This window comes from Alteromonas sp. BZK5 (assembly GCF_014349115.1).
GTDB lineage: Bacteria > Pseudomonadota > Gammaproteobacteria > Enterobacterales > Alteromonadaceae > Alteromonas > Alteromonas macleodii.
The window spans coordinates 1-1738 of sequence record NZ_JACSOE010000236.1; the positions used below are offsets into that span (position 1 = coordinate 1).

The following is a 1738-nucleotide window of genomic DNA, read 5'->3' on the forward strand; positions in this document are numbered from 1 at the left end:
ATCCGTAAGTGTTTAGCATTTGAAATAAGTAGAAACGCCAAAATCAGTATAATGAACATTTTTGTGTATGCATCTAACAATTGAGTATGATGCCAAGGTGCAATTGCTTGTGTGTAGGTAAACCAAGTAATTATCAAAAGCATGAATTGCCATTTAAATGTTGGAACTTTATAAAACTTATTGGTTTTTGCTGAACGGAAATTGATAGCAACCATTAGAAACATAAAAGCAACGGACATAAATGAATATGGTAAGTTAGGCACCATGTAGCCCCACCAGCGATTAGCTGGATGAATGAAATAAATTGCCTGATAGAGAACAAATGCGTACACAGGAGCACGCGCAATAGACATGACGACACAAGCAATGTGTGTCGTGGCAAATAACAATATTTGAAGCATTTACTTAGCGCCTACAACAAAAGACAAAACTAGTGCTGGTTTATTTTATATACAACCATTAGGGGGGCATTCTCATATTTACTTTGCTTATAGTCTCTGTGTGCGTATAAAACAAATAAGCGGTTGGTTTCGCTATGAAAATCTGCACCAATTATTTTCCAATGCTTTGACGACTTATCAAAATAGCCATATTCATAAGGTTTATGTGAGTAAGGGGCCCTACCATCATTTTTTGTTTTATTCAGCTCATCGACCTTCCATAACCAGTAGTAGTTATAATTGTCTTTAGCTATTTTACTACACGGACCTCCGCACACCTTGCCGTTGTCTTGAGTGACTTTATATCCAATTCCTCCTTTATGGCCTCCAGAATTTCCTATTACAAAATAAGTATTAGTATCTTGAATAATAAAACCATAAATTCCTTCAGATACTTCGGTCCACAAGTCGTTTTCGCCCGAGTCATTATATCTGTCGGAGTGTAAGGGGTGCTTTAAAGAAAAATCTAAAAGCGGAGTGGTAGGTAAGAAGCCTTTATCTACGTCTCCTGTTAAAGCAGTGAACGGGTGAAAGAGAAAAGCAGTAGGCCCTATACTCAACCTGGAATTTATAGAAACGTTACTTGCGTATCCGGTTAGATAATCACTGCTCCAAATAGCTCGCCATGGCTTAGGCACTTCACTAACCCAGCCAGCTGCATGTGCCCTGCCTTTAAGTGAATAAAGCCCACTTAACTTGGAATCCGCTAGATTTTGGGCATCTCTCACTATAAAGCTAGTGAGCCTTTCATTTGCGTTTGCATCATACTTTTCTACTGCATTGACCCAAAGCTGGCCTTCTACGTACTCTAAACCTGTAATTTTATCTAGTTTCTCTTTTCGTTTATTTTGTATCTTCTTTAAATACGATTTATATGGCTGTACTATTTTTGCCATCTCTAGCTTATCTAAACTCTTAGACTCGACTATGGCAGGTATTGACATTTCAGCTATAGCTTGATGGTGAGAGTGTCCAACTACAAAAAAAGACTTAGCATCATCGCTTAAAGTAAATGTTCCTTCAGCATAAGCAATTCTAGAGTCCCCAGCTTCTTTGAGTGGTAACCGGAAAGCCCCCATGAAAGTAACATCTTTATGCTGAATCAAAGGCAGAGTTAAGTGCTCACTGCCTTCTTTAGCTTCTGCTCCATGCGAAACGTTATTAAGCAATGTAATTGTGATAAAAAACAGGAGACTCCGATTAAGAGTGGAGCTCGAAAAATTCTTTTTCATAATTTTCACTTTTATAATAATTGAAGGTAATGGAGTAATAAAAAACATACCTAGCTAGTACTATAC

The 1738-nt window shown here is 37.7% G+C and carries 1 protein-coding gene and 1 pseudogene; both read right to left on the reverse strand.

Annotation, left to right across the window (positions count from 1 at the left end; all coding sequences use genetic code 11):
- Positions 1-401 (reverse strand): annotated as a pseudogene (locus BIZ39_RS21595) (O-antigen ligase domain-containing protein); the annotation flags it as partial.
- A gap of 29 nt (positions 402-430) precedes the next feature.
- Positions 431-1672 (reverse strand): hypothetical protein, encoded by a 1242-nt coding sequence (locus BIZ39_RS21600; RefSeq protein ID WP_187448083.1) that lies wholly within the window; start codon positions 1670-1672, stop codon positions 431-433.
- Positions 1673-1738 lie beyond the last annotated feature (66 nt).